Genomic DNA, 25,194 nt, shown 5'->3' on the forward strand with positions numbered 1-25,194 from the left:
TCAGGCGATGGGTTTGAAGTCGATGAGTTTGGCGATCTCACCCCACTTGCGGTGCTCACCCGCCACGTACTTCGCGTAGTCGGCCGGCGAGGCGCTGGTGCCTATGGTCAGGCCGAGGTTTTCCAGTTGCGCCATGACTTTGGGAGTCTGCGCCGCGGCGGTCACTTGCCGGTGAAGCGCCTGCGCCGATGCGTCGGACGCTCCTTTGGGCAGAAAGAACCCGAAGTAATCCTCGGTCACCACCTGGGGGTAGCCCAACTCCTTGAACGTGGGTACCTGCGGAAGCGCTTTCTGGCGTTCCGCGCTGGACACTGCCAACAGCCTTATCCGTCCAGACCTCGCATGCTCGATGAGCGAAGGGATGACCGAAAACTGCGCAGGAATCTGCCCGCCCATCAAGTCGGCCACGGCGGGGGCGCCGCCGCGGTAAGGCACCATGTTGAGCGGCGTGTTGGTCACCTTGGCCAAATACTCGCCGGTGAAGTGAATGCCCGTGCCCGCGCCGCTCGTGGCGTAAGACAGGTTCTTGGGATCCTTGCGCGCCCATGCCAGATACTGCTCCAGTGTCTTGACCTCAGCGGGGGTACCTGGTCCCACGGCCAGCGCAATGGCGGACGTGGCGACATTTCCCACAGGCTTCAGGTCAACCAGCGGGTTGTACGAGAGCTTCTCGAAGACATGGGGAAAGAGCGAGATCATCGCACCCGGAGTGAAAAGCGCCTCGGAGCCGTCAGGCTTGTAGTGAATGAACGAGCTGATCGCCAGGCGGGCGGCCGCGCCGGGCTTGTTGTCGATGATGATGCCCTCCGCGTACTTCCCCCGAATTTCTTCGGTGATCAGCCGGGCGACCACGTCTGCCATATCGCCTGCCGGAAACCCGACAGTGACTCGCGCGGATCTGAGGCTGTTCGGCTGGGCGAAGGCATGAGGATGCGCGAGTGAAAGTCCTGCTGCGGCACCTCCAATGAGGGCTGTACGGCGCGTGATGCGGGTCATGAGGTCTCCTGGCGTTTTCTTCAGCTAATGAAAGTGGATGCCTTTTCTCCCACGACGAAGGAGATGGCATTGGTGTTGGCGGATACGATCCGCGGGAGGATCGAGCAGTCGGCCACGCGCAGATGGCGAATGCCGTGCACGCGCAGTTCGGAGTCCACAACGGACTCTTCGTCGGTGCCCATCTTGCAAGTGCCTGCCCAGTGGTGCATCGACTGGGCGGTCTGGCGGACGTAGTCCAGAATCTGTTCATCGCTTTGAGCGGCTTGGCCGGGCGCGAGCTCTGCCCGCACGCGCTGTGCGAGAGGCGCCTGCTCGAAGATCTTCCTGACGGTACGCACGGAGCTGATGGCCACAGCTTGATCCCGGGGCGCCCGCAGATAGTTGGCATGAATGCGTGGCGCCTCGAAGGGATCGTGGCCGGCCAGCTTCACCTGTCCGCGCGAATCCGGCCGCAGGTTGCAGACCGACACGGTGAGCTCGGGGTTCTTGCCGATCTCCATGCTGCCCGCGGGTGTGAACACCCAACTCACTGGGCGGAAGCAGATCTGCAAATCTGGCCGGGAGACAGCCTGGCTGCTGCGGACAAACGCGCAAGCCTGGGAAGCCCCTGTCGTCAGGGGACCTTGCTTGGTGAGCAGGTACTGAACGCCGCGCAGGATGGAGCGCGCGCCCCGGAACTGGGCGTTCAGCGAAGCGGCGTCATCACAGGCGAACGTATGGTGGATGTACATGTGATCCTGCAGGTTGTGCCCCACGCCCCGAAGGGCATGGCGTACCGGGACACCGGCTTCCCGCAAGGCATCTTCCGGCCCGACCCCCGAATTGAGGAGCAGTTGAGGTGATCCGAATGCGCCCGCGCACAGAATCACTTCGCGGCGGCACCGGATTTGCCGCAAAGGAGCGCCTGTGGGGCGCACCTCGATACCGGTCGCGGTACGTTGCTCGTCCAGCAGCACGCGCGCCACCTGCGCATCGGTGAGAACGGTCAGGTTGGGGCGGGTCCGCATCGCCGGATATAGAAACGCCTTGTCGGCGCTGTGCCGCTCGCCCTTGTCGATGTTGAACTGGATCAGACCCACGCCGTCGGCGCCTTCTTCGTTGAAGTCCGCGTTGGCCCGGACACCCATGCCCTGCGCCGCGTGCATGAAGTCCCTGGTGGACTCGTGCACATATAGAGGGTCGGTGATGTGCAGCTCGCCCGACCGGCCGCGTTGCGTGGAGGTGCCTTCGTCCCGGCGCTCGATCTTCCTGAAAAGGGGGAGCAGATCCGACCAGCCCCAGCCCTGCACGCCCAGGGCTTTCCAGTCCTCGTAGTCCTGCGGCTGGGCACGAAAGAAGGCCATGCCGTTGATCAGGCTTGAGCCGCCCAAGCCCCGGCCGCGCGGCGCATAGATGCGGCGGCCGGCCAGCTCTGGTTCGGGTTCGGTATGGAATCCCCAGTTGTAGGGGCCAGGGAAAATGAGCTTGGACACACCGGCAGGCATGTTGACCCACAGCCCCCGCGGCCGCGGACCCGCCTCGACCAGCAACACCGATCGGGAAGGGTCTTCGGATAGCCGGTTGGCCAGCACGGATCCAGAGGTTCCCGCGCCAACGATGATGAAATCGTAGCAATCAAGCATGATCGGCAGGCGTGTTGCTGTATTTCAGTAGGATCGCGGCATGCCGAGCACGTGCTCGGCAATGAAGGCGAGCACCAGATTGGTCGAGATGGGGGCGATCCGCTGAATACGGGACTCGCGCCAGCGGCGCTCTACGTTGTATTCGCGCGCATAGCCAAAGCCGCCATGCGTTTGCATGCAGGCTTCGGCGGCATTCCACGCGGCTTCTGAAGCCAGCAGCTTCGCGATATTGGCGTCTTCACCGCAAGGCAGCTTGGCCTCGAAAAGGGCGGCGGCCTTGCGCAGCATCATCTCCGCACCTTGCATCTCGGCATAAGCACGGGCAATAGGGAACTGCACGCCCTGGTTCTGGCCGATGGGCCGGTCGAACACGATGCGTTCGCTGGCGTACTTGGAAGCTGTGCGGATGAACCACTGGGCATCGCCGATTGATTCGTGGGACACCAGGATGCGCTCGGCGTTCATGCCGTCCAGAATGCAGCGGAAGCCCTTTCCTTCAGGGCCGATCAGGTTCTCGGCGGGCACGCGCAGACCGTCGAAGAACAGCTCTGTCGTGTTGTGGTTGATCATGGCATCGAGCTTGCGGATTTCCAACCCGTTGCCCTTGGCCTCCCGCAGATCGACCAGCAGCACCGACAGACCGTCCGTTTTCTTCGTGACTTGATCCACCGGCGTGGTGCGGCACAGCAGCAGCAGCAGATCAGAATGCAGAGCGCGGGAAATCCACACTTTTTGACCGGTCACCACATAGTGATCGCCGTCCCGCACGGCTTTGGTCTTGAGCTTCGTCGTGTCCGTGCCCGTGGTGGGTTCGGTGACACCGAAGGCCTGCAGACGGAGCTCTCCGGTGGCGATCCTGGGGAGATACTTGCGTTTCTGTTCCTCGCTGCCATGGCGAAGCAGTGTTCCCATGGTGTACATCTGCGCGTGGGCTGCTGCCGCATAGCAGCCGTTAGCGTGGCATTCCTGCAGGATCACGCCCGCCGCTCGGATGGGAAGGCCAGCGCCACCATACTCCTCGGGGATCAGCGAAGCCAGGTAACCTGCATCCGACATGGCTTTCACGAACTCTGTCGGATAGGCTTCCTCCTTGTCGAGGGCGCGCCAATAGGCATCGGGGAAATCCGCGCAGATCCGGCGCACGCCTTCGCGGATGTCGGGGTAGTCTTCACCCAGGGGAACGTGGACGGTCTCGGCATCTGTGTTCATGACATTTGTGCTCATGAAAATATCTCTCGAAAGAATAGGAAGGAATGTGAAAGGAACCAGGCTGCTGTCATTCAGGCAGCCGCGGCTGGGGTGCGGTAGTTCACCGGCAGGCCGGCGCGAGCCAGCGCGCCATAAAGCGGTGTGCTGGGGAGGTTCCGGGCCACGATCTCCCTGACGGCCACCAGCTTCTCCAGATCCACGCCGGTGCGCATACCCATGGCATCCAGCATGAAGCACAGGTCATCCATCACGATGTTTCCCGTGGCGGCTGGCACGAACTGGCAGCCGCCCAGCCCCGCGAGCGAGGCATCGAACCGGCGCACACCGCATTCCAGTGCCGCCGCCGCGTTGGCGAGTCCCAGTCCTCGTGTGTCATGGAAGTGAGCAGATACCGGCAAGCTGCCTACGTCGGCCATCACGGCGCGGAAGGCTTCCTTGACATGGACGGGGTCGGCATACCCTACGGTGTCGGCGATCATGATCTCATCGGCACCAGCCTCGGCATAGGCCATGGCCCAGTGGCGCACATCGGCCACCGGAACGCGCCCCTCATAACCGCAACCTAGCGCGCTCGACAAGCCGCCGAGCAGGCTGGGGCGCCGGTCTTCGGGCAACGTGCGGATGAGATCGGCGATCCGTTTGAAATCAGCCAGTGATTCTTCGCGTTCGCGCCGTACGTTCTTGAGGTTGTGCGTGCGGCTCACGGACATCACGTAGTTGAGCCTGTGTACGCCCAACTCGATGGCGCGCTCGGCGCCCTTGAGATTGGGCACCAGCGCAACCACGGTCAAGCCAGGGGTGTCCAGCGCGCCTTGCACCACTTCCCGGGCATCCACGAACTGCGGCACCAGTTTGGGCGGAACGAAGGAGGTGACTTCGATTTCGCGAACACCCGCCGCCCGCTCGGCTTGGATCCAGGCGAGCTTTTCCGCGGTTGGGAACGGCGTATTGAACATCTGCAGGCCGTCGCGCAGACCAACCTCGCACACCGCGACATCCAGATCGGATGAGTTTGATTGCACCATACCAAGCCTCTCTCAACGTGCCTGAAAAACCGGCGCGCGTTTTTCATTGAAGGCGCGTACGCCCTCCAGCCGGTCTTCCGTGACGACCAGCCGGTTGTAGGCTTCGATTTCGAACCGGTAGCCGGTCATCAGGTCGGTCTGCAGCCCGTAGTGGATGGATTTCTTGGCTTGCTTGACCGAAAGCGGTGCGTTACCCGCGATGGTCTTGGCGGTCTCCAGGGCCGCAGCCATCAGCGAAGGGATATCGTCCAGTACACGATTGACGAGGCCCCAGCGCTCGGCTTCATCGGCGGAGAATGGCCGGGCTGAAAAAATCAGCTCCTTGGCGCGGCGTTCTCCCACCGCACGGGCAAGGGTTTGTGTGCCGCCACCGCCAGGCATGATGCCCAGGCGCGTTTCCGAAAGCGCAAATTTCGCGGTCTTGGCGGCATAGACGAAGTCGCAGCCCAGTACCGTTTCGCAGCCGCCGCCATACGCATGCCCGTTGACCGCCGCGATCACGGGAACAGGGCATTCGACGAGCGCCATGAAGCCGCGCTCGAAGAGCTCATGCTGCATGCGCCAGTCCTCGCTGCTCATGCCGTTGCGCTCCTTGAGGTCCCCGCCGGCGCAGAATGCCCTGTCGCCAGCGCCCGTCAGGACCACGCACCGGATCTGCCCGGGATCCACCGTCAGGCGTGTCCATAGATCGAACAGATCACGGCCTACCTGCGTGCTGATGGCATTGAGCGCCTCGGGCCGGTTCAGTGTCACCCTCAGCACGTGGGCTGTGAGGGTGTCGAGCAGAAGTGTCTGGTAGGAGGGGAATGAAGTGCTCATGAAACCACTGACGTTGGGTGAAGGATGTGATTGGTGTCGGCACCCAGCGCCGGCGAAGCGGCGCGAGACTGTGGGCGCGCGCCGTCGAAGCTCAAAGGCAGGCCGATGAGCGGAATGCTCGCACCCGGAACCTCCTGAAGAATGCCCAGTTCTCTGGTCTGCTCGTGATCCAGCATCTGCTGGACGTTCTGCACAGGCGCGTTGGGCACGCCCTCGGCTTCGAGCCTGGCCATCCAGTGCGCCGTGCTTTGCATGCTCATCCGTTCTTCGATGAGCGCATAAAGCTCGGCCGCATGGCGCACGCGATCCGGGTTGGTGGCGAAGCGCGCGTCCGTGACCCATTCAGGGTGGCCGAGCACTTGGCTGAGGCCTGCGAACAGCTTGTTGTTGCCTGCGGCGACGACCAGTTCACCGTCGCTGGTGCGGTAGGCACGGTAGGGCACGATGCCGACCTGCCCTGAACCCACCTTGCGGGGCATTTCCCCTGAAGCGAGGTACTGTGCCGCCGGCATGGTCATCCATGCGGCCGCTGTCTCGAAAAGCGATACATCCACGACACCGCCCGCACCGGTCGCATTTCTTTTCAGCAAGGCTGACTGAATGCCGATGACGGCCCACATGCCGGTGCCGATATCGATGATGGATGGCCCCACGCGTACCGAAGGCCAGCCTTCTTCGCCCACCACACTCATGATGCCTCCAAAGGCCTGCATGAGCGGGTCATAGCCCGCGTGGCCTGCCAGCGGCCCCCGGGCGCCGAATGCGCCGAGATTGCAATAGATCAATGAAGGCTTCAGCCGCAGGAGCGCTTCACTGCCCAGGCTGAGGGCATCGACCTGCCCGGGCCGGAGATTCTGCAGGACGACGTCTGCCCGTTCGAGGATCAACCCCAGCAGGGCCTCGCGATCACCCACGTCTCTAAGGTTGGCCACGACGGATCGCTTGCTGCGGTTGAGGGCCTGGAAGGTTGCGGAAGCGCCATCAACGAAGGGAGGACCCCATTTCCGGGCGTCGTCACCGTCAGGTTTTTCGATCTTGATGACTTCCGCGCCAAGATCGGCCAGGACCTGCCCGGCAAAGGGGCGGCCACGCTGTGCCCGAGTTCGATCACGACGATGCCCTGAAGCGGCAGGGCTGAAGATGGCTTGGATGCGGTACTGCTCATATCGTTGGATGAAGATCCGTCATTCGATTTTGACGCCCGCCTCGCGGATGATCTTGCCCTTGAGCGCGTAGTCGCGCTGTTGCAAGTCCGCCAACGCCTTGGGGCTCGGGTCCGCAGGCACCACCACGCCGGAGGAATCCAGCTTGGCCTTGATCTCCGGGTCTTGCAATGCAGTGAGGATGGCGCCGCTCAGGCGTTGCGCCACGGGCGCTGGCATCTTGGCTGGGCCGAAGAAGGCCAGCCACGAAGGCACGTCAAAGCCTTCGTAGGTTTCGGCGATGGTGGGTACATTGGGAAGCCCCGGATAGCGCTTGGCTTCCGTGACGGCGAGCGCGCGCAGCCTGCCGCTCTGGATGTAGGGAAGCACCGAGACCACGCTCGAGAAAATGGCCGGAACCTGGCCGCCCAGGACGTCCGTGACGGCCGGGCCGCCGCCGCGGTAGGGCACGTGCAGGAAAGGCGCCTTGGTGTGGCTCTTGAGGAGCTCTCCCGCGAGATGGTGCGGGGAGCCCGTACCGGAGGAGCCGAACGCGCCGGAGATCTTGCCAGACCTGACGCCATCCACGTATTCCTTGAGGTTGTGGGCTGGCACGGAAGGGTGGACCACCAGCACGATGGGGTTCATCACCGCCAGCGCGAGCGGCGTGAAATCCGTCAGCGGATTGAACGTGGCCTTGGCGATGAGATAAGAGTTGGCCGCATGCGTGGCGTCTGTGCCCAGCATGAAGGTGTAGCCATCGGCCGGTTGCTTGGCGACGAATTCCGTGCCGATGTTGCCGCTGGCGCCGCCTTTGTTGTCGACCACCACCGGTTGCCCCAGCAGGGTCGACACTTTCTGGCCGATCAGGCGGGCGGTGACATCTGTCGAAGCACCCGGAGGGTAAGGCACGATGAGCTTGAGAGGCTTGTCAGGGTAACCCTGGGCGAGGGCGAGCGAGCTGGCAACCAGCGTAGCGGCCATCAGCAGCCGCTTGGCAAAGCGCGTATTCAATCTTGTCTCCTTGAAAGGGGCTCAGGCGGGGTGAAGCAATGTTACTTTAAACATCCGGACGTCCGAATGTTAAACTGAGATTCATCGCGTCGTCAATGCCCTGCTCTGCTAGGCTTCTGCGTCATGAATCGTTCAGCTGAAATCGGTCTTTTGCGAGAGCACGCTCCTCGCTATCTCCAGGTGGCGGACATCCTGGCCAAGGAAATCAGGGCGGGGGAATTCCCTGTGGGCACCTTGCTCCCCCGAACCTCAGCTGTGCCAGCGCTTCGCGGTTTCCCGCCACACCGTGCGAGAGGCGGTCCGCTTGCTGTGCGAGCAAGGCCTGCTCCAGAAGCAGCAGGGAGTGGGCACACGCGTGCTTGCGAACAAGGTGGAGACCCGTTATGTGGCGTCCTTGTCGTCGCTGGGTGACCTCATGGCCTATACCCAGCAGACCAGACTGAAGTCTCTGGGCCATCGCTGGGTGAAGGCAGATGAGGCGTTGGCGCGCCTCTTGCGGTGCGAGCCACAGGAGCGATGGTTGGAAGTGAATACCTACCGGTTTCCTGTGGCCGGTGGCGAGCCCATCGTTCACATGCGTATCTTCGTGCGCCCTCAATGCGACGGCATACAGAACGCCGTCGAGGATGGCGATGCCTGGATCTATGGCTTGGTGGAGAAGTTCGGAGGCGAGCGCATCGTGGAGGCGCAGCAGGTCGTGGGAGCCATCGGCGTGCCCAAGGAGAGCGCCAGGATTCTGGGCGTCGAAGAGGGATCACCAGGGCTTTTCGTGCGGCGCTACTATCTGGGACAGGCCGAGCGTCTTCTTTCCGTCTCTCTCAATGTCTATCCGATCGATCGGTTCGAGTTTTCCACCCACTGGCGCCTTGAGGGGTAGCACGCCCCCTCAAGCCATTGACTGAAGTTCGCAATGCCACGCTTTGCCGCCAATCTGAGTTTTCTTTATCAGGAGTTGCCGTTTCTCGACCGCTTTGAAGCGGCCGCGCGCGATGGCTTCGAAGGTGTCGAGTACCTGTTTCCCTACGCCTGCGACCCGCGTGCGCTGGTTGAGCAATTGGCGGCCAATGGGCTCAAGCAGGCCTTGTTCAACGCTCCTCCTGGCGGCTTTGATGCTATGGGTGCCACGCATGCCTGGAGCGAAGGCATGCGTGGCACCGCCTGCCTGCCGGGCCGTGAAGCCGAATTCCGCGCCGGCGTGCAGTTGGCGCTGCGCTATGCGGAGGCGCTTGAGTGCCCGCGCATCCACTGCATGGCGGGCCTGCGGTCTGAGGGCGTGGCGCATGAGACCGCCCGCGCTACCTATTTCAGCAACCTGCGGTGGGCTGCGACCGAAGCAGCCAAGATCGGATGCGAAGTCCTGATCGAGCCGATCAACCTGCGCGACATGCCAGGTTTCTTCCTGAACCGCCAGGACGAGGCACACGCCATCGTGCAGGAAGCAGGCGCGCCCAACCTGAAAGTGCAGATGGATCTCTACCATTGCCAGATCGTGGAAGGCGACGTGGCCACCAAGCTGCTCCGTTACCTGCCCACGGGCCGCATCGGCCACATTCAGATCGCCGGCGTGCCTGAGCGGCACGAGCCCGACATCGGCGAACTGAATTACCCTTATCTTTTCCGGCTCATTGACGAAGTGGCGGCGCAGACCGGCTGGCTGGGTTGGGTGGGGTGCGAGTACCGGCCCGCGAGGGGATTGGAGCCAGGGGGAACCTCACTGGGGCTGGGCTGGCGTCCTTGAAAACCCGTCATTTCGGAGAAAATTCCCTCATGATCCTTTCCATTCTTAAAGTCGTTCACGTACTCGCTGCCGTTTTGTGGGTGGGCGGCATGGCGTTCGCTCATTTTTTCCTGCGTCCCTCGGTGCAGGCGCTTGAGCCGCAGGTGCGCCTCACACTGTTGCACGCAGTGATGAAGCGCTTTCTGGGGGCGGTGCTGACGGCTTCGCTCGTGGTGTTGGTGTCAGGCTTGTGGATGATCGGCCGCGTGGCCAAGGAAGCGGTGCAGGCAGGCCTGGATTTCAAGATGCCGCTGGCCTGGACCATCATGGCTACGCTTGGCATCGTGATGGTCGCGATCTTCGGCCATATCCGATTCGCGCTGTTCAAGCGCCTCTCACGCGCGGTGGAGGCTGGCGATTGGCCTTCCGCGGGCGCAGCCATGGCTTCGATCCGCACATGGGTTTTTGTGAACCTGTGCATCGGCATTGTGGTGATCTGCGTGGCGGTCTACTGAGCATTCCCGAGCCATGACAGTATTCCATCCGCACTCGAGCACCCGGCGCCACAGTCTCGGTGCGCTGGCCGGCATGGTGCTGGCGGGTCTCCTGCCCGCTTTGCCTGCCTGCGCGAGCCGGCTGCCCGTAGGAGAGGGGGTGCGCGCTCATACACGCTGCCTTCGGCGCAGCTGCAGGAACTGATCGGCAAGAGGTTCCCGGTGCGGCGAAGCCTTTCCGGTCTGATCGAACTTACTTTGCTGAACCCTCGCCTGCGGCTGCTCCCCGAGACCAACCGCCTGGGCACCCAGATCGATCTTTCCGCCGCCGAGAAAATCATGGGGACGCGCTATGCCGGCGCCATGGATCTGGACTACGGCATCCGCTTCGATGCCAAGGACGGGCGCATCCGCATGGCAGATGTGCATGTGGCCAAGGTGGATTTTCCGGCGGTGCCTGGGGAATACCAACCGCTTTTCACGCGCAACGCACCGCGCTTGGCAGAGCAACTACTGGATGGCATGGTGCTGCATGAGATCAAGCCGGAACAGCTCGCCATGGTCAATGGGTTGGGTTTTCGGGTCGGCGAAGTGCGTGTGACGCGCGAAGGGTTGCGCGTGGAGTTGCTGCCGGTGCTGGGCGGGCCCTGAGGGGCGGACTCCTTGGTGGCATCGCTCCTGCACGTGATGACATGTGCTTCTGAACGGTAGTTTTGGCCTGAGGACGTGTTTGCGATCTCAGATCTTCTTTCACAGGGGTGCTCCTATGATGTCCTTTCCACACATCAAGACGATAGGAGACGACTGTCATGCCCAATACTCATCTGATCATTGGCGAAGGGCCGCACAAGGTCATCGCCCTGCATGGCTGGTTCGGCCATGCCAACGGCTGGGGGCCATTCCCGCAGCACCTCAACGGCAAGGATTTCAGCTACGCCTTCATGGACCAGCGGGGCTACGGGAGCATGCGCGGATCGGGCGGGCCTTACACCGTGGAGCAAATCGCGCAGGATGCGCTGACATTGGCCGACCGCCTGGGCTGGAAGCGCTTTTCTCTCATAGGCCACTCGATGGGCGGCGTGGGGATTCAGAAAGTGCTGCTGGCGGCACCTGACCGCGTGCGTGCGCTGGTTGCCATCACACCCGTACCGGCCGCCGGCGGGGGCCTGGATGAGCAAAGCTGGCAGCTTTTCTCCGCGGCGGGCACGGATCCAGGGGCGCGCCGCACCATTATTGATTTCACTTCTGGCAATCGCCTCACGAGTGTCTGGCTGGATGCCATGGTGGCCAGCACGCAAGCTCATTCCGACGACGAAGCCGTGGCCGGCTATATGCCCTCCTGGGCCAAGGCCAGCTTCGTCGATCAGGTGAAAGGCAAGACCCTGCCCGTGCTGGTGCTCCCTGGCGAACACGATCCGGCCTTGAGTGAAGCGGTCTGCCGGGCGACCTGGATGGAGTACTACCCGAATGCCCAACTGGAAGTGGTGCGCAACGCCGGCCACTACCCCATGGATGAAACGCCCATCATCCTGGCGACGGCGATCGAGAAATTTCTGGCGGGCGTGAAGGGCTGACGAAGCGCTTTTTCCGCGAGCCACGAGGCGATTGTTTCCTAATCAGAAAAGATCTTGTTCCAGTTTGCTAGTGTTTACCCTTAGTCTTTAAGCGCAAACTACGTCTTACGGAGCCGGCCAAAGCCTTCCAAGCCAAAAGCCTCCTCCGCGGTGAATCCCAAAGTAGTCCAAACGGATTCAACGAAGAGGGGGCTGCCACGGTGGCAGTCTCGCTGGTCCAAAAGATTGAACAGATTGAACTGAAAAGGAAAGAATCATGCAAGCCAAGAACATCGCCCTCGCTACCGTCCTCGCCGCCGTTTTCGCCGGTAACGCTTTTGCCGCCCAGCCTGCTGCTGGTGAAGGCCCTCTGTTTCTGAATGAGCCGGTGACGGTCAGCGCGCTGACCCGCACGGAAGTGACCCGGCAAGCTGTTGCCAATCCGCCTGCCACGAACGCAGCCGACTTCCGGTCTGCAAAAGCCGTGACACCGGCCAGCAACGTGACCCGCGCTGAAGTGCGCAAGCAGACCCGTGACGCCATCGCTGCTGGCTACCAAGTCAAAAGCGGCGAAATGAGCTGATCTTTGATCTTGATAGGGTGGGTTGAATGCCCGCCCTGCGAGACCCGAAAAAGACGAGATGCCATGCATCTCGTCTTTTTTTGCTCAAGCGTCGCAATAATCACTTCACTTTGACTACTTGCAAAATGAAGCGGATATCGAATGGCTGGCTCAAGCCCACAGTGGCAGGCCAATCACCGTTGATATGCCTTGGGTCATGAACATCAACTTGAAGTTGCTTCAGAGCTTCCTTCTGGTGGCAGACACCCGCAGTTTTCGCAAAGCTGCGGAGGAATCAAATCGAACGCCGTCAGCGCTCACCGCACAGATCAAGCAACTTGAGATTCAACTGGGCGTACCGCTGTTCACCCGCACCACGCGCAGTGTCAGCTTGACGCCCGAAGGGCGGCACCTTCTGGACAAGGCACGGCAGGCACTTGCCATGGTGTCAGAGGGACTCGACGAGATTCGCGATGCGGCGGAAATGCGGCGCGCGGCGGTGAGCCTTGCTTCGTCTCCGACCATCACCGCCACCATGCTTCCTGCGATCTTGCTGAACTTCCAGAAGGAGCAGCCGCGCATCACAGTGCGGGTGCGTGAATTGTTGTTACCTGATCTGCTCGAATCGATCCGTCGCCAGGAAGTGGACTTCGGTGTCAGTTGGCCGGGGCAAGGTATGGGGGACTTTCACTTCGAGCCGCTGGTCCGCGATCCTGTCTGCGTCATCATGCTGCCTGATCATCCACTGGCCAAGCGGCGGCGCATCACCATTGATGACCTCGCTAATCATGCGTTGGTCTTGTTCTTAGGCACTGGTGCGGCCACCCTGCGCCGCCAGATTGACGATGCAGCGGAGGCCAGGAATATCAGGCTTTCTGTCTGCTACGAAGTACAGCAACCTCCAACGGTAGCCGCCTTTGTGGCCATGGGGCTTGGTATCGGTTTGATTCCCCGGGTTGCTGTCCCGCCAGCTGAAGCATCCCGGCTGCGCATTGCGCCGCTTAGCGAACCGGCGCTCGTCCGGGAGTTGGGCCTCATTACGGTCAAGGGAAAGGCCATGAGTGCGCCTACGGCGGCGCTGGCTGAGCAGATTCGCCGCACACTCCGTCCAAACAGTACTGAAAAAAACTGAGTAATCGTTCTTATTAATTCAACGATCTGGACTTCATTGTTCCTAGACTTTCAGGTCTCGCATCCCGCCTGGAACCGCGGTGCGTATCAAAGCAAGGAGACTGAAAATGTTGAAACCCATCGCTTGGGTGCTGACGGCCGTGCTGGCCGCCGTGTCGAGCATGGCCGCTGCCCAGGTCTACCCCAGCAAACCCATTAAGCTCATTGTTCCTCAGGCGCCAGGCGGAGCCACCGATGTGTTTGCCAGATACCTGGCGCAGCAACTCGGTGCGGTTTGGAACCAGCCCGTGGTGGTTGACAACCGCGCTGGTGCTGCTGGCGTGATCGGTACCGACGCGGTGGCCAAGGCGGCTCCAGACGGCTATACGCTCCTGTTTACCTACGCAGGTTCGCAGGCCGTGAATCAGAGCCTGTATTCCAAACTGCCATTTGACTCCGTCAAGGACTTTGCGACCGTGACGCCAGTGGCCACCACGCCGTTCTTTCTGGTGGTCGCGTCGGGCTCGCCGATCACCGACTTCCATGACTTGATCGCGCGTGCCAAGGCGCAGCCCGGCCCGGTGACCTATGCCACGTCTGGCAATGGTTCCATCAACCAATTGCTGTCGGAATCGCTGAATATCGAAGCTGGAACCAAGATCGTTCACATACCCTACAAAGCGATCTCTGCGGCTCTGATGGACGTCGCCAGCGGGCGGGTGGACAACGCGTTTGCCGCAGTACCCTCGGCCCTGCCCCTTCTCAAGGGAGGCAAGTTGCGGGCCATCGCGGTATCCAGCTCCAAGCGCAACTCCAGTTTGCCCGACGTGCCGACCATCGCTGAAATGGGGTATCCACAGTTCGATGTTCGTCCGTGGTGGGGCGTTCTGGCGCCTGCTGGAACGCCGAAAGCCATCATCGACAAAGTGAACACGGATGTGGCCAAAATTCTGCGCACACCCGAGGCCCAGCGCTTCTTCCACGATCAAGGCGCAGACGTTTTTGTCACAAGTCCCTCGGATTTTCAGCAAATCCTGGAGTCCGATGTCATCAAATGGGCGAAGGTGGTCAAGGCTTCAGGTGCCAGGCTGGATTGAAGGCTGCACGCAACGACCGCACGAACAGAGCAATCATATGAATGAACCGACTGTCTATCTTCGCGTGAATCGGGTGGCTTCCGATACCTGTGCGCAGGCACGCGAAGTCACCGTTGCAGACCTGCATGAGAGCACGGCCATGCTCGGCTTTCCAGGGCTGATGGCATCGCGCATGAAGCGCGTGACGCCAGGCAAGATCGCGGGCCCCGCGGTGACGGCTTTATGCCTGCCGGGTGACAACCTGATGATGCACCGCGCATTGCGTCTGGCGCAACCGGGTGATGTCCTGGTGGTGGTCTGCCAGAGTGAAACTTCCGCCGCACAATGGGGTGATGTCGCCACGCGCTACGCCATGCACAAGGGCTTGGCCGGCGTGGTGGTGCAGGGCTGTGTGCGTGACGTGGATGTTGTGGCGTCCCTGGGGTTCCCTGTATGGGCGACCAATGTGTGGCCGATCCATGCGGAAAAGAGCAAAGGCGGCGCCGTGAACATGCCCGTGGTTTGTGCTGACGTGCTTGTGCGGCCAGGCGATTTGATCGTCGCGGATGGTGACGGAGTGATCGCCATCGCGCGTCAGGACGCGCAGGCGGTGGTAGCGGCCGCGAAAGCCAAAATGCGCAAGGAAGACGAGATCGCGGCAGCCATTCTTGATGGTCAAGCCCTATTCGATCTGAGCGGTGCGGCCGCCTCCTACGCCGCACTCGGTATCGTCGAGCGCGATGCCGCTTTTGACGACAGTGAATGAGAGTGTGTGTTTTCGGCGCCGGCTCCGTCGGCGGTTATCTCGCAGCGCGTCTGCTGAAATCCGGGGCTGCCGAGGTATCGGTCGTCGCGCGCGGCGAGCAATTGCGCGCTATTCGAGAGAATGGATTGCGGCTGCTTGCTCCGGGCGAGGATTTTGTGGTCCATCCACACAGGGCGACGCAGGATGCGCGCGCATTGCCGCCACAGGATCTCGTTTTCGTCACGCTGAAGTCACAATCTCAATCGGCTGCGGCAGCGGGTATCGCGGAAGTTCTGGGACCACACGGATCGGCCGTATTCGTCAACAACGGTATTCCCTGGTGGTGGAAATATCGTGGAACAGGAACCGGCACTCCCTTGCCATTGCTGGATCCGGGGAATGATTTGTGGCGCCTGGTGCAGCCCGGACGAACTCTGGGTTGTGTGATCTATTCGGCCAATGAGGTTGTCCGCCCCGGAGTTGTCCGGCACACGGCCAATAACCATTGGCTCATCGGCGAACCCGACGAAAGGATTTCGCCCCGATTGACCGCCGCAGTATCTCTGATGAAATCTGCAGGGTTGAATGCCGAGGCTGTGGACAACATTCGTACACGCATCTGGGCAAAGCTGCTGCGCAATACTGCGTTGAATTCGCTATGCGCGCTCACCCGCTTGCCAGTCAATGATCTGTCCGTGATGCCGGGCATGCAGGCGCTCTTCGCATCGGTGGTCGACGAAGTTGCAGCCATCTCCGCGGCGGATGGTGTGGATCTATCCGAGCATCTGGAGGTGGCTAAGGCCACCTTGATGCGCGGAGCTGCCATCGACGAGACAAAAGCAGCGAGCATCCGGCCCTCCATGCTGCAGGATGTGCTGCAGGGCCGCAGCCTGGAGGTGGAGGCGATCCTGGGGCAGGTACAGGCTATTGCGGGAGAGCGCGGCATGCCGTGTCCAGGGCTGGACGTTCTGGTGCCGCTGATGAGAGCTCTGGATTCTTCGATCCGTCACTGAAGTTCTTCCAGACCACTTGGCAGCAGCCTTCGAACGTATGCATTGATGCGAGCCAGTTGAACCGGGAATGGCTTAACTGGTGAAGCTCGTTTCTCCGCTCTTGGTTGCGGCCGCTCGCTCCCTGACGGACGGCCGCCACTCCACACCATGCGCCGCCAGCGTCTGCACGCAGGCGCGCGCGGCTTCTTCTCCCTTGGTGACGAAATGAGCGGAGAAGAATTCGCGGTGTGTGGAGTGCTCATGAAAGTCCTTTGGGGTGAGCACCACTGAGAAAACCGGGACGCTGGCGTCGAGCTGAACGCGCATCAGGCCGTCGATCACGGCGCCGGCTACGAAATCATGGCGATAGATGCCGCCATCCACCACCAGCGCGCAGGCCACGATGGCCATATATTCGCCGCGCCGGGCCAGCGTTTGCGCCAGCAAGGGGATTTCGAATGCGCCCGGCACGTCGTGTACGTCGATGGGAGGCGTATCGCCTGGGGCCAATCGGCCCAGTTCGGCGGTGAAGCCCTCCAGCGCGCGCGAAACAATGTCGGCATGCCAGTTGGCGCGGATGAAGGCAATGCGGGAAGCGGAACGAGATGTTGACTGATTCATGGAAAGCTCCGTGAAGGACTATGAATCAGGGCGCACACGAAGCCATGCCCGCCAACGTGCAGCATGGAAGCACCGCCCGTAAAAGGCAGGTACACGCCGCGACGCCGCACGGCAGACGGCCTCGCACGCTCTCTTTCATCCGGACTATGACCGTCGGCCCTGGCATCGCACCAGGTCTGCTGACCTCCGGCGGATACCGCCGGAGCGCTCGCGGGCTCCTGCTTCTTTCGATGCAGATACCGCCGGTGGGGACTTTCACCCCGCCCTGAGAACGTTCTTGATGACGGCGCATGGCGACGTCACACCAGAATGATACGACGAATACCGTGAACGCGCTCTCAGGCGCTACTCATAGTCGAATTCCGCCTTGTAGTCGTCAGGGTTGATGCCCTCGGCCCGCAGCGGCTCGATCAGCCGGGAGCGCGTGACCTTGGCGGATGAGGTGATGTAGCCCTTGATGACCAGCTCGCGCGTCACGGGGCTCTGAGCTTCCTTGGCCATCATCTCGATGACGCGGGTGGTCTTGCGCCGCGCCAGCATACGGAACAGGGCAGGCACATGGCCAAGCAGACGTTTGAGCAGGTCTTCGGCCTCGGCGGACCATTCCCCCTGCTTGGGCAATTCAGGGACGAAGTCCCATTCGTCTTCAGTCAGTGCCCGCCAGAGCACCACCGAGTGCCCGTTGGCATCGGTCACGCATGCCATTTCTTCCAGCTCGGGGGTCTTCATTGGGGCATAGCGCGATTCAGCGCCCGCCGAAAGCAGGGTCTGGTACGCATCGCCGACATTGCTCACCGTCACGCGCAATGAGACTTTGGATTCAATGTGGGCAACCCGAACCAGCCTCAATACCGCACTGCCGGTGTCGATGTCGGCGTGACCTTCTCCCCGGTGCTGCGCGGTGAAGCCCATCACCTGGCTCCACAAGCGGACCGCGGCGTCCAGGTCGGTCACGGGCACTACAACATGGCTGATTCCGAAAAACATGGGAAAACCTATCAATGACAAGAAGAAATCGCACGGAGTCTATTCGCTCGCCAACGATGGAACAGGGCGCCGCAAACCGCTCAATGGCGGGAGCGGGCCAGAGGGTGTGTGATTCCTAGCCGAGCTGCGCCATCAGCGCCTGAGCCGCCGCCGGATTGCGCGCCTTGGCGGCAGAGATGAAATAGATGAACACATCGCGCGGCGCGTGCGATGCTTGCGCGGCATTGCCGGGATCCGCCAGCGGCAGATCGCGTGGCGCCTCGCCTTGCCGCCACGCTTCGGCACGCGAGGCCCAACCGCGGAGATCGGCCGGCGGATAGCCCGCCGGCTCGCTGGCTTCGGAGCGCATCAACCGCGCATAGACGAAGCTCCCGGTCACGTCGGCGATAGAGGGGTAATCTGGCGAATCGGTGTAGACCGTGGCAACGCCATAGGCGCGCGCCAATTGCACATATTCAGCGCAGGCAAAGCTGTCATGGCGCGGCTCCAGCACATGGCGCAGTTTCAGGCCGTCCAGCGTGTCGGGCAGCAGTGCGAAAAAGTACTCCAGGTCGTCCGAATCAAAGCGGTGATAGGGCGGCAACTGCCAGACAATGGGACCGAGCTTGGGGCCCAGTTCGGTGATGCCGCTCTCCAGAAAACGCGCCGCGCTCTCGGCGCCTTCGCTCAAGTGCTTGCGCTGCGTGGCCAGGCGATGCGCCTTGAGCGAGAACTGGAATCCTTCGGGCGTTTCGTCGCGCCAGCGGGCATAGACGGCCGGCTTTTGCGCGGTGTAGAACGTGGAATTGATCTCGATGCTGCTCAGATGGCGGCTGGCGAACTCAAGCTCCCGGGCGGCCGGCAGACCGGGGGGATAGAACACGCCGCCACGCCACTCGGCAAAGTTCCAGCCGCCAATACCGACGCGGATCAGCGGCAAGGCCGGAGCGGACGCGTTCGCCATGCAAGCCTTTTCAGTTCGGCTGCGGTATCAGCAGCCCGCGTTGTACCGCCGGCCGCGCGACGAAGGCAGCCAGCACGCGCCGCACCTCCGTGAAGCGCTCGAAATCCACCAGCGCCCCCGCTTCGTAGAAGCCGACCAGGTTGCGTATCCACGGAAAGGTGGCGATGTCGGCGATGGTGTATTCGTCCCCCATGATCCAGCGGCGGCCCGCCAGGTGCTTGTCGAGCACGCCCAACAGGCGCGCGCTTTCGGCCACATAGCGGTCGCGCGGGCGCTTGTCCTCGTAGTCCTTGCCGGCGAACTTGTTGAAGAAGCCCAGCTGGCCGAACATGGGGCCGATCCCGCCCATTTGGAACATCAACCATTGCAGCGTTTCATAGCGCGCCGCCGTACCGGCAGGCAGAAACTGCCCTGTCTTGCCGGCCAGATACACCAGGATCGCACCCGATTCGAACAGGGCCAGCGGTTTGCCGTCCGGGCCGTTCGGATCCAGGATGGCCGGGATCTTGTTGTTAGGGTTGAGAGAGAGGAATTCGGGCGACAACTGGTCGTTCTTGCCGAAGTCGACACGGTGCACCTCATAGGGCAGGCCGGTTTCCTCCAGCATGATCGACGCCTTCACCCCGTTGGGCGTGGGCAGGGAGTAGAGTTGCAGCCGTTCCGGGTGTTGGGCGGGCCATTTGCGGGTAATGGGGAAGGAGCTGAGCGGGTTCATGGGCTCCCAATATACGCCCGCCGTGATATCCGTGCAGGGGTACACCCTTGCGTGCGATGAGCGTAAAGTACCTGTTTTGAACATTGCATGAAAGCACGGTCATGAATGCTCCCTTGCACCGCGAAATGCCCGCATTGAACTCTCAAGCCGCCGCCCGGCAGATCGATGCCCAATGGGATGGCGACATCGTGGGCCGCCTTACCGATTACATCGCCATTCCCGCCAAATCGCCTGGTTTCGATGCCGACTGGGCCGCGCATGGTTTTATCGATACCGTGGTGCGCCAGGCGGCTGACTGGGTGAACGCGCAGAAGGTGCCGGGCCTGAAGCTGGAGGTGATCCGCCTCGAAGGCCGCACGCCGGTGATCTTCTTCGAGATCGAGGCCACCCGAGCCGGCAGCACGCAGACCGTGCTCATGTACGGGCACCTCGACAAGCAGCCTGAGTTCAGCGGCTGGCGCAATGACCTTGGCCCCTGGACGCCCAAATACGAGGACGGCAAGCTCTATGGCCGTGGCGGCGCCGACGACGGCTATGCGGTGTATGCCGCAGTCGCCGCCGTACAGGCGCTCAAGAGCCAGAACGTGCCGCATCCGCGCATCGTCGGCCTGATCGAGACCAGCGAAGAAAGCGGCTCGCCTGATCTGCTGCCCTACATCGATGCCCTGCGTCCGCGCCTGGGGGATGTCGGCCTCGTGGTCTGCCTGGATTCGGGCGCCGGCAATTACGATCAGCTATGGCTGACCACCAGCCTGCGCGGCATGGCGGGGGGTACGCTGAAGGTGGAGGTGCTCACCGAGGGCGTGCATTCCGGCGATGCCTCGGGCCTGGTGCCCAGCAGCTTCCGCATCATGCGGCAGATGCTCGACCGCCTGGAGGATTCAAGCACCGGGCGGCTGCTGCCGGCCAGCTTCCATTGCAGCATTCCTGCCGAGCGGGTCGAGCAGGCGCGCACGACGGCGGCCATTCTGGGTGACCAACTGTTCAAGAGCTACCCGTGGATGCATTACGACTGCGGCGGACGCGAGCAGTCCGTGCTGCCGGTCACGGGGGACCCCACCGAGGCGCTGCTGAACCGTACCTGGCGCCCCACGCTGAGCGTGATCGGTGCCGAAGGTTTCCCGGCGCCACAGGATGCTGGCAACGTGCTGCGTCCCTACACGGCCTTCAAGCTCAGCCTGCGCTTGCCGCCCCTGGTGGATGCGGCGCGTGCGGTGCAGGAGATGAAGGCGCTGCTGGAGGACAACGCGCCTTACCAGGCCAAAGTCACCTTCCATAGCCATGGCGGTGCCACCGGCTGGAACGCGCCGGAAATGGCGCCGTGGTTCGCCAAGGCGCTGGATGGCGCCTCACAGGCGCATTTCGGCGCACCCTGTGGCTTCATCGGCCAAGGCGGCACGATTCCCCTGATGAACATGCTGAGCGAAGGTTTTCCTACTGCCCAGATGATGGTGTGCGGCGTGCTCGGCCCCAAGAGCAACGCGCACGGGCCGAATGAGTTCTTGCACGTGCCCTATGCCAAGAAGCTCACGGCGGCGGTGGCTGAGGTGATCGCGCAGGTCGCTTGAGGGCGATTTCCGCCGGTGATTTGACCAGCCACCGTTACACATTCTGATCGGAGAACATGTGAATCACCACGCATTGCGACTTGGAGAGTCTGCGAAGCACAATGCCCGAAAAAGGAGCTGCGAACCGAAGAAGGCGCATCACTTCATGCGCTGGGTTCTGATGTGCTGCCTCGGATGGGCCTTGCATTTGAGCGCCAGCGGATTGGTGCAGGCGCAGCCCCTTTCAGCGCCTTGGGAACAGGTGGGCACGTCTCCAGGCGCCAGCACCGGGGAGGCCTCCTACACTTCCCTGGCGTTTGGCACAGACGGCAAACCCTATGTGGCCTATACAGATGTCAGTAACGGCAGTAAAGCCACCGTAGCGCGACTGAATGCGCAGGGCTCGGGCTGGGAGGTGGTTGGCGGGGCCGGGTTTTCCGATGGTGCGGCGTATCGCATCAGCTTGGCTTTTGGCCCCGACGGCAAGCCCTACGTGGCCTATACCGATGCGGTCAACGGAAATGGTGTCACGGTGATGCGCCTGAATGCGATGGAAACCGGCTGGGAGGTCGTGGGTGGTGTGGGGTTTTCTGACGGGCCAACCTCCTACAAGGCTCTGGCTTTCGGTCCCGACGGAAGACCGTACGTGGCTTTTCAGGATGGAAGCCACGCTTCCAAAGCCTCCGTTATGAGGCTGAATGTGGGAGGAACGGACTGGGAGATTGTGGGCACGGCGGGCTTTTCGACAGGCCAAGCCGACCATCTTTCCCTTGCGTTCAGCGCCGCTGGCAAGCCCTATGTGGCCTATCAAGACCACGGCCATGGCAACAAGGCCACCGTCATGCGATTGGATGGCGCGGACGCAGCTTGGGAAGAGGTCGGCGCGATAGGCGGCTTCTCGGCGGGTCTGGCCGAGTTCCTTTCCCTGGTCTTCGGCCCGGACGGGAAACCCTACCTAGCGTATCAAGACGATACCCAGGACGACAAAGCTTTGCTGGTGCGGCTGAACGCGGCTGAAACAGGGTGGGAATTGGTCGGTGGTAATGTTTTTTCGGCTGGTGAGGCCGATCACATCTCGCTGGCGTTTGGCCCAGACAGCAAGCCCTACGTGGCCTATACCGATGAGTCTTATGGAGACAAGGCCACAGTGATGCGCCTGAATGCTGCCGGCACGGCTTGGGAGACCGTGGGCGGTATGGGCTTCTCTGCGGGTGCGGCCGATTACACCTCGCTCGCCTTTGGCCCCGACGGCAAGCCCTACGTGGCTTTTCGCGATAACTCTCGGGGCAATATGGCGGCCGTGATGCGTTGGACGAGGGCGGTAGGGCCAGTGAACACGTCCGGACCAGCACCTGTACCAACCCTTAGCCATTGGGCTTTGCTATTGATGGGCCTGATCCTTGCAGCATCCGCAGGCGCTGCTCGGCGCTTCCTCATTGCGACCAATGGCCGCAAAAGGAATTCTTTGAGGAGCGGTGCTTACTTTTGAAGCATGCGGCTCAGCATGCCAACGATGTCATCCGCGCTGCCCAGGCCACCCGCGGGAGCCTGGCCTCCAGGGGTAAGCTTGTCGATCAACTCAGGCAGCACGGCGGCAATGCCTCCGGCAGCCATGCCCTGATCCACGCCCAGCTTGGCGGCAATGTCGCTGATGGTGCCTTGGCCCAGCGCATCGGTGACCTGGCTGCCGGTCACCGGGGCGTTCTGGCCACTGCCGACCCACGAGTTGGCTACATCGCCGTGGCCCGCTTGCGTGAACTTGTTGAGCAGTTCGCCCAGGCCGCCGCCGGAGCCGGAGTTGCTGTTGGAAAGCATGCTCATCAGCATGGGCAGCAGCGCGGCGATCAGCGCCGGATTGATATTGAAGCCGCCCGGTGCGGCTTGCGACTGATGTTGGCCGCCGCCGAGCATATCGCCCAGCACGCCGCCTAGGCCACCACCTTGCGCGCCGCCTTGTGCGCCCCCCAGCAAGCCGCCAAGTACATCGCCCAGACCACCCAGGCCGCCTGGACCACCTTGCGCGTTACCCTGGCCTTGTTGTCCCGCAAGCACTGAACCGAGAACTGAATCGAGCAGACCCATGGTGATCTCCTTTGGTCAAAAAATTGAAAAAACCTAGAACGTGTTTACGCCTTCGCAGGCTGTCGTTGGCGCAGGGCCAGCCAGCCCAGCGCGGCACCTGTCAGAAGCACCGGCAGCAACGAACCCAGGTTGAGCAATGCCCAGCCTTGCGTAGTCACCAATGCTCCTGATGCAAACGAGGTCAGGGCCATAAAGGTAAACACACAGACGTTGATAGCGGCCTGAGCGCGGTCTTTTTCCTCAGGTCTGTAGGCTTTCAGCGACAACGTGGTGCTGCCGGTGAACAGGAAATTCCAGCCTACGCCCAACAAAAAGAGCGCCAACTCAAACTGGCGCAACTCTACACCTGAGAGCGCGACCATAATGCACACGACATTGAGCACCACCCCGATACCCATGATCGTGAGCGTGCCGAAACGCCGGATCAGGTGGCCTGTGAAGAAGCCGGGCGCGAACATGCCGATGACGTGCCACTGCAGGACCGTGGCCGTGTCGCCGAATTCGAATCCGCACACTTGCATGGCCAGTGGCGTGGCGGCCATCAGCAGGTTCATCACTCCGTAGCTCAGGGCCGCGGCGGCCGTGGCCACGAGGAATGTCGGCTGGCGCATGATTTCGCTGAGCGGCCGGCCGGTTTCATGGGTGGCCAGCCGCGGCGGTGGCGCGGGAAAGCGGATGAGCGCCATGACCACCATGGCGATGACCGCCACCAGAGCCAGGGCCAGGTAGGCGCCGACGAAAGGGATGGGTAACAGGGCGCGCGTCCAGGCTGCCAAGTTGGGGCCGATGACGGCTCCCAGCAAGCCGCCGGCCAAGACCAGCGATACGGCCTTCTCGCGCCACGCCGGCACCGTCAGTTCGGCGGCGGCGAAGCGGTACAGCTGGCCGTTGGCGTTGTAGTAGCCGGCCAGCAAGGTGGACGCGACCAGCAGCCAGAACTGGCGGGAGTAGGCGGCCCAGGCGCACAGCAGTGCGGAGGCCAGGGCCACCACCAGGCCGATCTGGAATGATCCCTGGCGGCCAAAGCGTGTTTGCGAGCGGGCCACCAGCGGCGCCGCCACCGCCCCGCCGACCACATACCCCATGATCGGCAAGGTGGCCATCCAGCCAAAGGGAGCCAACTGCAAGCCCACGAGTCCGTTGATGGCAATGAAGACGATGCCATTGACTTGGAACAACCCTTGGCACAGGGTGAGCAGCAGCAGGTGGCGGTTCATGTTTGCAGTGTAGCTGGAGGCCGGGAAGGTATTCCCGCCTTAGATCGTGAACACGTTCTTACTGCAGGTGGCTGCACTGGGCCGAAATCACCTCGGTGACCAGCGCATGCAGGGCCAGCACCGATGCGGAGGGTTTGGAATTGGCGCGGACGGAGAGTTCCAGCTCATGCCGCAGGTCCGGCGAACCCAACGGGATACCAACCGTGCCGAGCATCTGGGCCAAGGGTTGCACGTACGCGGGGAAGACGGCAATGCCCGCTCCCGCCGCGGCCATGGCGATGCCGGCTATGGCCGTAGGCGCGTCGTGGACGTTAGCCAGGGCGTTTTTCCGGCCCAGCGCCGCGCAAACGCGCAGGTAGTTGACCGATTTGGTCATGAAAAGCGGCTCGCCCGCAATCGCACTCCAAGGCAACTGCTCGTGCTGCGCAAGGTGGTGGCGCGGGCTCAGGAACGCAAACCAGCGAGAACTGAAGAGAGGGCTGGTCTTGAACTCCTCGCGGTTGGACAAATTCACGCCAATGGCCATGTCGGCCCGGTTTTCCAGCATGGCCTCAGCAATGCCGGAGGCGGCCACATCGACCGGCTGCAGGCGCACGCGCTCGAAGTGCTGGTGCACGGAGGGCAATACGTAGGTCAGGAGGGTAGCGATGATGGTTTGCGTGGTGGCGATCCGCACGACTTCGTAGTTTTCCCGTACGTTGCTGGCGTAGCGGGAGGCGGCTTCCAGTTCGGCCAGGATGCGTTGGGCGTGCGCCAGGTAGCCGCGGCCGTGCTCGGTCAGGTGTAGACGCCGCGTGGTTCGCTCCAGCACCCGGAAACCCAGGATGCCTTCCAGTTCGCGGATGGCCAGGCTCAGCGCAGCTGGCGTCACGTGCAGGGCATGCGCGGCCTCGGTGAAGCTGCCTGTGCGCACGGCGGCATCCAGGGCGCGAAGTTGGCGGATCTTGACTTGCATGCCCATCAATTTATATTGATTTACTTGAAAATCACCAAGAAAAAATCGTTT

Annotated in this window: 26 protein-coding genes and 1 riboswitch; of the genes, 12 read left to right on the plus strand and 14 right to left on the minus strand. The window is 62.2% G+C overall.

Translation table 11 applies throughout. From position 1 onward, the window contains the following. From WJU18_RS01715 to WJU18_RS01745, 7 genes are all read right to left on the minus strand, one after another. Complete coding sequence (locus WJU18_RS01715) at window positions 1–996, minus strand: Bug family tripartite tricarboxylate transporter substrate binding protein (protein WP_423458452.1); 996 nt, start codon at window positions 994–996, stop codon at window positions 1–3. A 20-nt stretch (window positions 997–1,016) separates the two neighbouring features. Beyond that, on the minus strand, window positions 1,017–2,618 hold the full coding sequence (locus WJU18_RS01720; protein WP_423458453.1) for a GMC family oxidoreductase: 1,602 nt from the start codon (window positions 2,616–2,618) through the stop codon (window positions 1,017–1,019). Window positions 2,619–2,642: 24 nt separating this feature from the next. Continuing rightward, entirely contained in the window at window positions 2,643–3,827 is a 1,185-nt protein-coding gene (locus WJU18_RS01725; RefSeq protein ID WP_423458454.1) for an acyl-CoA dehydrogenase family protein, read from the minus strand. Window positions 3,828–3,898: 71 nt separating this feature from the next. Continuing rightward, window positions 3,899–4,852: a hydroxymethylglutaryl-CoA lyase gene (locus tag WJU18_RS01730; protein ID WP_423458455.1), complete on the minus strand. Its 954-nt coding sequence runs from the start codon at window positions 4,850–4,852 to the stop codon at window positions 3,899–3,901. Window positions 4,853–4,864: 12 nt separating this feature from the next. Continuing rightward, entirely contained in the window at window positions 4,865–5,671 is an 807-nt protein-coding gene (locus WJU18_RS01735; RefSeq protein WP_423458456.1) for an enoyl-CoA hydratase/isomerase family protein, read from the minus strand. Next, window positions 5,668–6,735, minus strand: a complete 1,068-nt coding sequence (locus WJU18_RS01740; protein WP_423460913.1) for a CaiB/BaiF CoA transferase family protein — start codon at window positions 6,733–6,735, stop codon at window positions 5,668–5,670. Before WJU18_RS01740 ends, WJU18_RS01735 begins: the two co-directional genes overlap by 4 nt. 120 nt (window positions 6,736–6,855) lie before the next feature. Beyond that, the gene (locus WJU18_RS01745) at window positions 6,856–7,827 is read right to left on the minus strand and encodes a Bug family tripartite tricarboxylate transporter substrate binding protein (RefSeq protein ID WP_423458457.1); all 972 of its coding nucleotides are present in this window, start codon (window positions 7,825–7,827) and stop codon (window positions 6,856–6,858) included. 253 nt (window positions 7,828–8,080) lie between these two features. Between WJU18_RS01745 and WJU18_RS01750 the strand changes: the two genes are divergently transcribed. The 10 genes from WJU18_RS01750 to WJU18_RS01795 all read left to right on the plus strand — a co-directional run bounded on the left by WJU18_RS01750 (window position 8,081) and on the right by WJU18_RS01795 (window position 16,097). Then, window positions 8,081–8,704: a GntR family transcriptional regulator gene (locus WJU18_RS01750; protein WP_423460914.1), complete on the plus strand. Its 624-nt coding sequence runs from the start codon at window positions 8,081–8,083 to the stop codon at window positions 8,702–8,704. Window positions 8,705–8,737: 33 nt separating this feature from the next. Beyond that, the gene (otnI, locus tag WJU18_RS01755; protein WP_423458458.1) at window positions 8,738–9,565 is read left to right on the plus strand and encodes a 2-oxo-tetronate isomerase; all 828 of its coding nucleotides are present in this window, start codon (window positions 8,738–8,740) and stop codon (window positions 9,563–9,565) included. 29 nt (window positions 9,566–9,594) lie between these two features. Then, window positions 9,595–10,059: a CopD family protein gene (locus WJU18_RS01760; protein WP_423458459.1), complete on the plus strand. Its 465-nt coding sequence runs from the start codon at window positions 9,595–9,597 to the stop codon at window positions 10,057–10,059. A gap of 201 nt (window positions 10,060–10,260) precedes the next feature. After that, window positions 10,261–10,689: a hypothetical protein gene (locus tag WJU18_RS01765; protein ID WP_423458460.1), complete on the plus strand. Its 429-nt coding sequence runs from the start codon at window positions 10,261–10,263 to the stop codon at window positions 10,687–10,689. A 158-nt stretch (window positions 10,690–10,847) separates the two neighbouring features. Further along, window positions 10,848–11,612, plus strand: coding sequence for an alpha/beta fold hydrolase (locus tag WJU18_RS01770; protein ID WP_423458461.1), 765 nt, complete (start codon window positions 10,848–10,850; stop codon window positions 11,610–11,612). 256 nt (window positions 11,613–11,868) lie between these two features. Then, window positions 11,869–12,174, plus strand: a complete 306-nt coding sequence (locus WJU18_RS01775; protein ID WP_423458462.1) for a hypothetical protein — start codon at window positions 11,869–11,871, stop codon at window positions 12,172–12,174. Window positions 12,175–12,370: 196 nt separating this feature from the next. After that, the gene (locus WJU18_RS01780) at window positions 12,371–13,285 is read left to right on the plus strand and encodes a LysR family transcriptional regulator (RefSeq protein WP_423458463.1); all 915 of its coding nucleotides are present in this window, start codon (window positions 12,371–12,373) and stop codon (window positions 13,283–13,285) included. Window positions 13,286–13,391: 106 nt separating this feature from the next. Continuing rightward, window positions 13,392–14,360, plus strand: coding sequence for a Bug family tripartite tricarboxylate transporter substrate binding protein (locus tag WJU18_RS01785; protein WP_423458464.1), 969 nt, complete (start codon window positions 13,392–13,394; stop codon window positions 14,358–14,360). A gap of 37 nt (window positions 14,361–14,397) precedes the next feature. Beyond that, window positions 14,398–15,105: an RraA family protein gene (locus WJU18_RS01790; protein ID WP_423458465.1), complete on the plus strand. Its 708-nt coding sequence runs from the start codon at window positions 14,398–14,400 to the stop codon at window positions 15,103–15,105. Then, a complete protein-coding gene (locus WJU18_RS01795; protein WP_423458466.1) occupies window positions 15,102–16,097 on the plus strand; it encodes a ketopantoate reductase family protein in 996 nt (331 codons plus the stop codon). The genes WJU18_RS01790 and WJU18_RS01795 overlap by 4 nt, the downstream gene beginning before the upstream one ends. Before the next feature lie 72 nt (window positions 16,098–16,169). On the opposite strand, the gene WJU18_RS01800 is transcribed toward WJU18_RS01795, so the two are convergent. The 4 genes from WJU18_RS01800 to WJU18_RS01815 form a co-directional block, all read right to left on the minus strand. Beyond that, a complete protein-coding gene (locus WJU18_RS01800; protein ID WP_423458467.1) occupies window positions 16,170–16,697 on the minus strand; it encodes a 6,7-dimethyl-8-ribityllumazine synthase in 528 nt (175 codons plus the stop codon). A 123-nt stretch (window positions 16,698–16,820) separates the two neighbouring features. After that, window positions 16,821–16,974, minus strand: a riboswitch (FMN riboswitch). Window positions 16,975–17,042: 68 nt separating this feature from the next. Further along, entirely contained in the window at window positions 17,043–17,684 is a 642-nt protein-coding gene (locus WJU18_RS01805) for a VOC family protein (protein WP_423458468.1), read from the minus strand. Between the two features lie 115 nt (window positions 17,685–17,799). Then, window positions 17,800–18,627, minus strand: a complete 828-nt coding sequence (locus WJU18_RS01810; RefSeq protein WP_423458469.1) for a DUF72 domain-containing protein — start codon at window positions 18,625–18,627, stop codon at window positions 17,800–17,802. Window positions 18,628–18,637: 10 nt separating this feature from the next. Continuing rightward, entirely contained in the window at window positions 18,638–19,342 is a 705-nt protein-coding gene (locus WJU18_RS01815) for a glutathione S-transferase N-terminal domain-containing protein (protein ID WP_423458470.1), read from the minus strand. Window positions 19,343–19,443: 101 nt separating this feature from the next. Between WJU18_RS01815 and WJU18_RS01820 the strand changes: the two genes are divergently transcribed. Both WJU18_RS01820 and WJU18_RS01825 read left to right on the plus strand, forming a co-directional pair. Next, window positions 19,444–20,910 (plus strand): M20 family metallopeptidase, encoded by a 1,467-nt coding sequence (locus WJU18_RS01820; protein ID WP_423458471.1) that lies wholly within the window; start codon window positions 19,444–19,446, stop codon window positions 20,908–20,910. A gap of 145 nt (window positions 20,911–21,055) precedes the next feature. Beyond that, entirely contained in the window at window positions 21,056–22,378 is a 1,323-nt protein-coding gene (locus tag WJU18_RS01825) for an IPTL-CTERM sorting domain-containing protein (protein WP_423458472.1), read from the plus strand. Here WJU18_RS01825 and WJU18_RS01830 read toward each other — a convergent pair. From WJU18_RS01830 to WJU18_RS01840, 3 genes are read right to left on the minus strand one after another with little or no spacing between them, the layout of a single operon-like run. Then, the gene (locus WJU18_RS01830) at window positions 22,369–22,971 is read right to left on the minus strand and encodes a YidB family protein (RefSeq protein ID WP_423458473.1); all 603 of its coding nucleotides are present in this window, start codon (window positions 22,969–22,971) and stop codon (window positions 22,369–22,371) included. The two genes, WJU18_RS01825 and WJU18_RS01830, sit on opposite strands and share 10 nt — an antisense overlap. 44 nt (window positions 22,972–23,015) lie before the next feature. Beyond that, window positions 23,016–24,188, minus strand: a complete 1,173-nt coding sequence (locus WJU18_RS01835) for an MFS transporter (protein ID WP_423458474.1) — start codon at window positions 24,186–24,188, stop codon at window positions 23,016–23,018. Window positions 24,189–24,246: 58 nt separating this feature from the next. Then, a complete protein-coding gene (locus WJU18_RS01840) occupies window positions 24,247–25,143 on the minus strand; it encodes a LysR family transcriptional regulator (protein WP_423458475.1) in 897 nt (298 codons plus the stop codon). Window positions 25,144–25,194 lie beyond the last annotated feature (51 nt).

It is taken from the genome of Ottowia sp. VDI28 (genome assembly GCF_049532675.1).
GTDB lineage: Bacteria > Pseudomonadota > Gammaproteobacteria > Burkholderiales > Burkholderiaceae_C > Ottowia.

Coding starts and splice junctions, on each gene's coding strand:
- WJU18_RS01715 (WP_423458452.1), bottom strand. CDS start 996: ATGACCCGCATCACGCGCCGTACAGCCCTCATTGGAGGTGCCGCAGCA.
- WJU18_RS01720 (WP_423458453.1), bottom strand. CDS start 2,618: ATGCTTGATTGCTACGATTTCATCATCGTTGGCGCGGGAACCTCTGGA.
- WJU18_RS01725 (WP_423458454.1), bottom strand. CDS start 3,827: ATGAACACAGATGCCGAGACCGTCCACGTTCCCCTGGGTGAAGACTAC.
- WJU18_RS01730 (WP_423458455.1), bottom strand. CDS start 4,852: ATGGTGCAATCAAACTCATCCGATCTGGATGTCGCGGTGTGCGAGGTT.
- WJU18_RS01735 (WP_423458456.1), bottom strand. CDS start 5,671: ATGAGCACTTCATTCCCCTCCTACCAGACACTTCTGCTCGACACCCTC.
- otnI (WP_423458458.1), top strand. CDS start 8,738: ATGCCACGCTTTGCCGCCAATCTGAGTTTTCTTTATCAGGAGTTGCCG.
- WJU18_RS01760 (WP_423458459.1), top strand. CDS start 9,595: ATGATCCTTTCCATTCTTAAAGTCGTTCACGTACTCGCTGCCGTTTTG.
- WJU18_RS01770 (WP_423458461.1), top strand. CDS start 10,848: ATGCCCAATACTCATCTGATCATTGGCGAAGGGCCGCACAAGGTCATC.
- WJU18_RS01775 (WP_423458462.1), top strand. CDS start 11,869: ATGCAAGCCAAGAACATCGCCCTCGCTACCGTCCTCGCCGCCGTTTTC.
- WJU18_RS01780 (WP_423458463.1), top strand. CDS start 12,371: ATGAACATCAACTTGAAGTTGCTTCAGAGCTTCCTTCTGGTGGCAGAC.
- WJU18_RS01785 (WP_423458464.1), top strand. CDS start 13,392: ATGTTGAAACCCATCGCTTGGGTGCTGACGGCCGTGCTGGCCGCCGTG.
- WJU18_RS01790 (WP_423458465.1), top strand. CDS start 14,398: ATGAATGAACCGACTGTCTATCTTCGCGTGAATCGGGTGGCTTCCGAT.
- WJU18_RS01795 (WP_423458466.1), top strand. CDS start 15,102: ATGAGAGTGTGTGTTTTCGGCGCCGGCTCCGTCGGCGGTTATCTCGCA.
- WJU18_RS01800 (WP_423458467.1), bottom strand. CDS start 16,697: ATGAATCAGTCAACATCTCGTTCCGCTTCCCGCATTGCCTTCATCCGC.
- WJU18_RS01805 (WP_423458468.1), bottom strand. CDS start 17,684: ATGTTTTTCGGAATCAGCCATGTTGTAGTGCCCGTGACCGACCTGGAC.
- WJU18_RS01810 (WP_423458469.1), bottom strand. CDS start 18,627: ATGGCGAACGCGTCCGCTCCGGCCTTGCCGCTGATCCGCGTCGGTATT.
- WJU18_RS01815 (WP_423458470.1), bottom strand. CDS start 19,342: ATGAACCCGCTCAGCTCCTTCCCCATTACCCGCAAATGGCCCGCCCAA.
- WJU18_RS01820 (WP_423458471.1), top strand. CDS start 19,444: ATGAATGCTCCCTTGCACCGCGAAATGCCCGCATTGAACTCTCAAGCC.
- WJU18_RS01825 (WP_423458472.1), top strand. CDS start 21,056: ATGCGCTGGGTTCTGATGTGCTGCCTCGGATGGGCCTTGCATTTGAGC.
- WJU18_RS01830 (WP_423458473.1), bottom strand. CDS start 22,971: ATGGGTCTGCTCGATTCAGTTCTCGGTTCAGTGCTTGCGGGACAACAA.
- WJU18_RS01835 (WP_423458474.1), bottom strand. CDS start 24,188: ATGAACCGCCACCTGCTGCTGCTCACCCTGTGCCAAGGGTTGTTCCAA.
- WJU18_RS01840 (WP_423458475.1), bottom strand. CDS start 25,143: ATGCAAGTCAAGATCCGCCAACTTCGCGCCCTGGATGCCGCCGTGCGC.